The organism is Haloarchaeobius iranensis (genome assembly GCF_900103505.1).
In the GTDB taxonomy this organism is placed as follows: Archaea; Halobacteriota; Halobacteria; order Halobacteriales; family Natrialbaceae; genus Haloarchaeobius; species Haloarchaeobius iranensis.
Genome location: NZ_FNIA01000052.1, coordinates 1 through 6780 on the forward strand (window position 1 = coordinate 1; position 6780 = coordinate 6780).

A 6780-nucleotide genomic window follows, 5' to 3' on the forward strand; every position below is an offset into this window, starting at 1 on the left:
CGAAACACCGACGACCCGCTCGATATCGAGTACAGGGTCGAAGACCGCATCGACGAACACAGCGAGGACGTACAGCTGAAGCAATCGACGCTGGACGAGACGTACAACCGCCGTACGGGAGTCGAACGAACCAACGAGTCAGTGAAGGACTGCGGCCTCGGGCGAACGCACGCCCGAGGCCGCGTCCACGCACGAACGCAGGTGTTTCTTGCCCTGTGCCTTCGCCTCGTCGTCGCAATTACCAACTACGAACGCGGAGACAATCCGGGAAGCACGATCATCACGGTGTGAGAAGAGTTCTATGACACCCTCACCATAGCTAATACTATTATCATCGAAAGAGTCGTAAACATAGCCGAATGCGAGTGGAGTAATGTAGTATAAAGGTATGGCACTACATCTGAAACACGGATGGAGGTACGTCGCACCGTCCCTGTCAAACTTGACGTGGCCGACAGCGACGCCGACCTCCTCCACGAAACCATCTCCGAGTTCCTGTGGGCCGCCAACTACGTCGTCGACCACGCATGGCAAGGCGAGTACAAGACTACGAGCAAAGCCGAACTTCAACGCGAAACCTACGACGACGTGCGGGCCGAAACGAGACTCCAAGCGAATCTCGTCCAGAACGCCCGCAACAAGGCCGCCGACGCCGTCCAGAGCGTCGTCGCTCGGTGGAAGCACGGTGACTACGCGGGGAAACCGAACTTCACCGCCCCGACGCTCGTCTATGACAAGCGACGTGCGACGTTCAACGACGACCACGCAAGACTCTCAACCGTCGAAGGACGCATCACTGCCGAGTACGTTCTTCCCGACGAGGGCCGCGAGACGCCCCACTCGGAGTATCTATACAACGACGACTACGAAGTGACGGGCGCAGAACTACACTACCGCGACGGCGAGTTCTACCTTCACGTCCGAACAAAGGCGGACGTGGAGTTCGAGACTGCCGACGACGGCAACGGCGAGCACAGCACAGTCCTCGGCGTTGACCTCGGCATCGAAAACATCGCCGTCACCTCAACCGGCGAGTTCTGGAACGGGTCGGAGTTGAACCACTGGCACCGCGAGTTTGAGAAGCGGCGCGGGTCGCTTCAACAGCGTGGAACGCGAGCCGCTCACGAAACTATGAAATCGGTCGGACGCACGGAGACAGGCCGCTACGACCACTTCTTACACACTGTCTCGAAGGAACTCGTCGCGGAAGCCGTCGAACACGACTGTGACGTAATCGCGTTTGAGAACCTGACGGGGATTCGTGAGCGGATGCCTCGCGCCAAGAAGTTCCACGCATGGGCGTTCCGTCGACTGTACGACTACGTCGAGTATAAGGCCGAAGTAGAGGGTATCTCGGTCGAGCAGGTGAGTCCCGCGTACACGAGCCAGCGGTGTTCTAAGTGTGGGTTCACTCACGAGAACAACCGCCCGACATCGGACGGACAGGACGTATTCGAGTGTCTGAAGTGCGGGTACTCACCGCACGCGGACTACAACGCGGCGAAGAACATCGGTCTGAAGCATCTCCGCTCGGCGCAAACGTCGTCGGGCGGAGGCGCACCCGTAAACGTGCGCTTGAATCGCGGGACGTTGAACGTGAACGGCGATTATGAGCCTGCCAGCAGTGGCCAGAACGGGAGTCCACGCGAAAGCCCCACCCTTAACGAAGCGAACGGCGAAGCCGTGAGCGAGTAGGGTGGGGTAGTTTACGGATGTTGTTAGCTCTCCGGAGAAGGGGGACGTTGGCTCAACAAACGTCTCAGTAGATCAAGGAAATCTTGGTCGGTCGTCTCCGTACCGTAGATGTTGACGGAATCCATGCCGGCGTAGCCGTGTTCCCCTGCCTCGTCGCGCTCCCAGTAAAGCCACGCTGTCTCTTCGCCCCCGTCGAATCCCATCTCGTCGACAGGGAACGTTAGCACTAGCGCCTCGTGGCTCCCGCCATGGTGGCTGTCGAACTCACGAACTTCCCCATCATCTTCTGGCTGTGCGCCCGCGCCATCCTCGACTGTGGATCGTGATCCGAACCGATAGCGGACGGGTTCGTCCGTGGGGTCGAACGTCTTACGTTCACCATCACCGTTGAGGAACTCGGAGGGATGGACGGCGACCGACACGGAGTCGTGTTCGGATACGTCGATGAAGTTCTCCGCGTTCTCGGGTTGAACATCAATCTCGAGTTCGAGAGGAAAGTGTGCCGCTGCCACGCCACTTAAAGCGGGAATAGCCGCGACAGTAGCAGCAGCCCCGAGCGTCCCCTTGAGGTAGCGCCGTCGTGTCGTGATTTTCGTTTCTGCCCCTTTATCGACCGGTGTCGATTGCTTCGGTCTCATACAACACTTCGAGAGACAAAGCGTGGTCGTATGGTGATTCTGGTCCAACTAACGAATGGCACCTCACGATCTGTAGGCAAGCATGGCGACCCGCCAACCTCTATGCCGAACGAGTCTCACTTCAGTCCCGTCAATAGTGAGGTCATGCGTTGGCAGCGCTCAGATTCAGTTCTCCTAGAACGAGGACTACCGCCACCCCGGAGACGACACTGAATACGAGGAGCGCCCCAAAGCACGACACGCTTCCTCGCTGTGCCATCCGAGTGACTGTTCGTTTGCCGGGATGCTTCAAAGACTAGACCACCGGGCGCTCATATCAGAAGCCCCGTGCGCTCACGTGATGAACCGTCGCCGGTGCTCTTGAGTGTGAGCTCGTCACTGGACAGACTTACGAATGAGTCTATCTCGGGACAGGGCTATGTTTTGATGCCCAACCGCTGTTCGACTGACGCACCAGAGCAGTTCAGTCTCTCTTGGTATCTCTTCCACAGTTTGACACGTGATCGTGTCAATTCGACTGATGTCCTTCTCGTGATTGTCGACGGCGACGTTGAGTATGCTTTCTTCGACGCGATACCATAATCCGAAGGGATTCAAAATGGACTTGGCTGCACTCTCAGGGTGGATTAGAGGTGATCATGCGTTTTGCTGGTCCGCCCGTGTCGCGTGTTCAGAATCCTGGGGCGATAACTTACTCTTCCAAACCCGTACGACGAGACCTTTGTTAGCTGCCAGACTCTCGGGGCTATTCGGTGTGCTTCGCATAGATAGTACACCACGCTTTCGGCTCGATGTAGCCTTCGACGAGGCTACAGGCACCAAGACCATCGTCATTCTTATCGGGGATATAGTGGATACAGTTCTCGCAGGTGGCAGCCCCCTGTGCATCGTGGTAGCTGACGCTCGATTTCGACCGGAGGTTGTCTGGAGAGCGTCCCGTCCCACCTTGAGAAGAGGCTGTTAGATACGTGTCGGGAACCGGTCCTTGGAGGTTTTCGTACTTCGAGTCTTCACTAGCACAGCCTGCCAGTCCAACAAGCGACATTCCACTAAGCACGTGTAAGAGTCTGCGTCGTGTAGGGGTCAAGGATTCGTCCATACTCCAAATTCACATCCCGATTAGAGTAGGCGTACTGGTCCAATACTCGAAGTTATTGTAGACAGGCACATTCTCGTCGTCAGTCAGAACCGAGTTCTTTGCCCTCACTCGAACGAGCATAGTACACTGCAGCAAGTACGAGTGCCATCATGACGACATCAAGTGAATGCTCGAACGAGTGGTGCATCTCGGGGTTCATACGTCCCATCAGGTACGTAAGTCCTAGACTGGTCTTTCCGAGAAATGTCGAGAACGCGACTGCAATGAGAAGATACGGCATCGTCCGGCGTCTCGCGAACGCGATGAACGATAGCACCGCGACGAGGATCGAACACACTGTGCCTACACCAAGTGCAACGATAAGCAGACTATCTGACATAGACACTCCAAAATGGAGTGGCAGACCAACAGTGAAGGTACGAAGTGGTTTCGACTGCATGTGATTGGATTCGTAGATTGGGTTCAGGGCAGCTTAGACACTGCCTCTTTGGGATACCAGATCAAAGGCGGTACATCGAATCGTTCCTTCTGGTTCATTTAACGAACTCGAACGATGCACCGTGAGATATAGATGCCGAGGCACGAAACTATCGAAAACGACTGAGTCAGCGAACCTCCTGCTCTATCAACCAACGTATAATGAGCGAAACACGAAATCGGATCGCACGTCAGGTCCGGCAGAGCCCTGGTATCCACTTTAACGAGCTCACTCGGGAACTCGATTTGGCGCCGGGACAGGTTCAGTACCACCTCAGAAAGCTCGAACGCTCAGATGACGTCGTTGAAGAGTCGCTGTACGGCCGGACACATTATTACACGCCGGACTACGGGGCTTGGGAGAGAGGAGCGTTGGCCGTGCTACGCCGAGAAACGGCACGAGATATCCTCGTCTACCTCATGACGAACGGCCCAAGTTCGCCCAACACAGTCGCGGACGGTGTAGCTATCGCACGGAGTACACTCGAGTGGCATCTCGACCGCCTCGTCGAACAGAATCTTGTCGAGAAGGAGCGCGATACGCATAACCATGTGACACTCGTTATAACGCACCCGGAGGAGACAGCTCAGATGCTTCGGCTGGTCGAACCGTCGGTTGCGGACCGGCTTGTTGATCGGTTCACACGACTGGTCGACGGACTACTCGCAGGCGATTCTCGCCCGTCTGAAGACGAGTCGTGAGAGTCGCAGTTGGCTCTTCGAGGACCGAACCACAACTCTGCTTGCTGCGGACACAAACTCCAACACGGTAATGAATTTCTCTGATGCCGATCTCCCTCGACGGGAGGTTCTCAAAGCAGCCGTGGCGGTCGGCGGGGCAAGTGCATTGAGTGCCTGTTTAGATTTTGGCAACTCAGAGCCAGTCCCAACCGGTGATCCGAACGCGAAACCCTCACGCCAACACGCCTGGCGCGAATACATCCGCCACGACGAACACGGGAACTCCCAACTTCCAAAACACCAGACACTCCTCTACATCAACTTCGATGGGGATAGTCAACCGTCGACTGACACCCGATCGACACTCGAACGAGCACTGACGGTTCTAGACCGGGCCTACGAGTGGAGCCACGAGGGCTTGCTCCATTCGATCGCGTACTCGCCATCGTACTTCGAACGGTTCGATCAACCTCTTCCTGAGAACGTAGAGCTTCCCCAGCCACGGCCACTCTCACCGTTCGAATCCCCAACGTTCGATACGCAGGACGCGGTCGTCCACCTCGCGAGCGATCGCGCCGACGTGGTGCTCGAAGCCGAACAGGCCCTTCGAGGCGAGCAGGACCAGGCGAATGGCGTATCCGTTGACGCCCAGCTCACCGACGTCGCGACGATCGATTCACGGCGGACCGGGTTCGTCGGCACTGGGCTCCCAGCCGAAACCAAGATGCGGCTGGTATTCCCGACTCGAAACCAGTTCCAGAGACCTCGCCGCTGTTCATGGGCTTCGAGGCTGGCTTCAGGGGGAACCAGGCGACCGAGGATTACGTCACCATCCAGGATGGGCCATTCGCGGGTGCCACGACGAAAGTGATCGCCAATCTTCGCCAGCGTCTCGCGGACTGGTACGACGAACAGTCCTCCGAGGACCGCGTGATGGAGATGTTCAGTCCCGGCCACACAGAGAACGACCTCGTTGAGGGGGTCGGGTCGAACCTAGGCTCGAATAGTGGTATTGACCAGTTCGTCGACGACATCGAAGCAGACGCGAGGGACCACGGCCGCGTTGGTCACGCACAGAAGGCCGCCCGTGCGAACCGAGACGCGGATGGAAACGTGAAACTCCTCCGCCGCCACTTCGAATCGACGGACGATATCGGGTCGGACCAGAAGGTAGCAAGTCTCCATTTTCCGTCTATGCAGCGTCGAATCGCGGACTTCGAGGATGTCCGTCGGGCGATGAACGGAACCGACTTGACCGAAGTCACGCCAGCGATCCGTCAACGTGTCAACAACGGCATCCTCGAATATATTTTCGTCCGCCGTCGCGGGAACTTCCTCGTCCCGCCCCGCCGATACCGAGCGGTTCCGAAGCCACGACCCGAATCCTAGTCGTAGCTGCGGTACATGTCCTCTGACGACGATTCGAGGACCGGACCAGAATCGGCTTTTTCCGAGGGTTCTGAGTGTCAGACATGAATCGACGTGCGTTGTTGCGTGCTAGCGCTGCTCTCACCGTGTCGGCCGCCTTCGCCGGCTGTACGGAACTGTTCGAAACACGGCCGATTAGCATCCCGCCAATCCCGGAAGATCGACCGGATGCTATCTATATTCTAAGTCATGTCGAGGGGATGAAGATGTCAGAGATGGCTAAACAGGGTGATTACGCGTTCGGGCTCATGTACAGCTATGCCCACCGGTTCTGGAACATCAACGGCGATTCCGTCTCGTTGACCGAAATCACCGACGAGGACGACGTCCACCTGATGGCGAGCGTCTGGGACCCCGAGACGATGACGGTACTCCCAGACACCGGACTCTCGGCGGAGATTTACCAAGGCGACTCACTTGTCACCCAAGAGGGCTGTGTTGAATCGCCATAAGGCGGTGGATTTCACTGTTTGACGGCACGCTTGATGTTGTAGACGACACACATCAGAGCGATTTCTCGGAACTCGCGGAACCAGGAACGCGCTCGCACGGCGAAGCCGAGCGAGCGCTTGACAGCCGAGTTCACGGTCTCGGTCATAGAGCGCTGATTGTAGCGCTGTTCGTCGATTCTGGCGTTATGCGCGTGATCAGACGGTGCGAAGATGCGATGTTTGATGAGCGGGCGAATCCCGAGGTCACGAAGGGATTCGCGGAGCGACTGCTTGTCATAGCCTTTATCGGCGGCAAGCGACCGCAGATCGC

General features: G+C 57.2%; 8 protein-coding genes and 1 pseudogene. 5 read left to right on the top strand and 4 right to left on the bottom strand.

Annotated features, from left to right (window positions below; all coding sequences use genetic code 11):
• Both BLT27_RS18665 and BLT27_RS18670 read left to right on the top strand, forming a co-directional pair.
• On the top strand, nt 1–291 hold a 291-nt coding region (locus BLT27_RS18665), incomplete at its 5' end, for a transposase (protein WP_139172433.1).
• A gap of 120 nt (nt 292–411) precedes the next feature.
• The gene (locus BLT27_RS18670) at nt 412–1695 is read left to right on the top strand and encodes an RNA-guided endonuclease InsQ/TnpB family protein (protein ID WP_089736617.1); all 1284 of its coding nucleotides are present in this window, start codon (nt 412–414) and stop codon (nt 1693–1695) included.
• A 23-nt stretch (nt 1696–1718) separates the two neighbouring features.
• Here BLT27_RS18670 and BLT27_RS18675 read toward each other — a convergent pair whose 3' ends face one another.
• From BLT27_RS18675 to BLT27_RS18685, 3 genes are all read right to left on the bottom strand, one after another.
• A complete protein-coding gene (locus tag BLT27_RS18675) occupies nt 1719–2333 on the bottom strand; it encodes a hypothetical protein (RefSeq protein WP_245707881.1) in 615 nt (204 codons plus the stop codon).
• A 745-nt stretch (nt 2334–3078) separates the two neighbouring features.
• Complete coding sequence (locus tag BLT27_RS18680) at nt 3079–3432, bottom strand: high-potential iron-sulfur protein (protein WP_089736620.1); 354 nt, start codon at nt 3430–3432, stop codon at nt 3079–3081.
• 79 nt (nt 3433–3511) lie between these two features.
• Nucleotides 3512–3811: a DUF7471 family protein gene (locus BLT27_RS18685; RefSeq protein WP_089736623.1), complete on the bottom strand. Its 300-nt coding sequence runs from the start codon at nt 3809–3811 to the stop codon at nt 3512–3514.
• A gap of 260 nt (nt 3812–4071) precedes the next feature.
• On the opposite strand from BLT27_RS18685, the gene BLT27_RS18690 reads away from it, so the two are divergent.
• The 3 genes and pseudogenes from BLT27_RS18690 to BLT27_RS19990 all read left to right on the top strand — a co-directional run bounded on the left by BLT27_RS18690 (nt 4072) and on the right by BLT27_RS19990 (nt 6470).
• Nucleotides 4072–4611 carry a winged helix-turn-helix transcriptional regulator gene (locus BLT27_RS18690; protein WP_089736626.1) on the top strand — a complete coding sequence of 180 codons (540 nt, stop codon included), beginning with the start codon at nt 4072–4074 and terminating at the stop codon, nt 4609–4611.
• A 70-nt stretch (nt 4612–4681) separates the two neighbouring features.
• Nucleotides 4682–5979: pseudogene (locus BLT27_RS18695) on the top strand (DUF7405 family protein).
• A gap of 245 nt (nt 5980–6224) precedes the next feature.
• Nucleotides 6225–6470, top strand: a complete 246-nt coding sequence (locus BLT27_RS19990; protein ID WP_217639194.1) for a hypothetical protein — start codon at nt 6225–6227, stop codon at nt 6468–6470.
• Nucleotides 6471–6481: 11 nt separating this feature from the next.
• Here BLT27_RS19990 and BLT27_RS18705 read toward each other — a convergent pair.
• Nucleotides 6482–6780 (bottom strand): transposase (locus BLT27_RS18705; protein ID WP_139172434.1); only part of this gene is annotated, 299 nt, incomplete at its 5' end.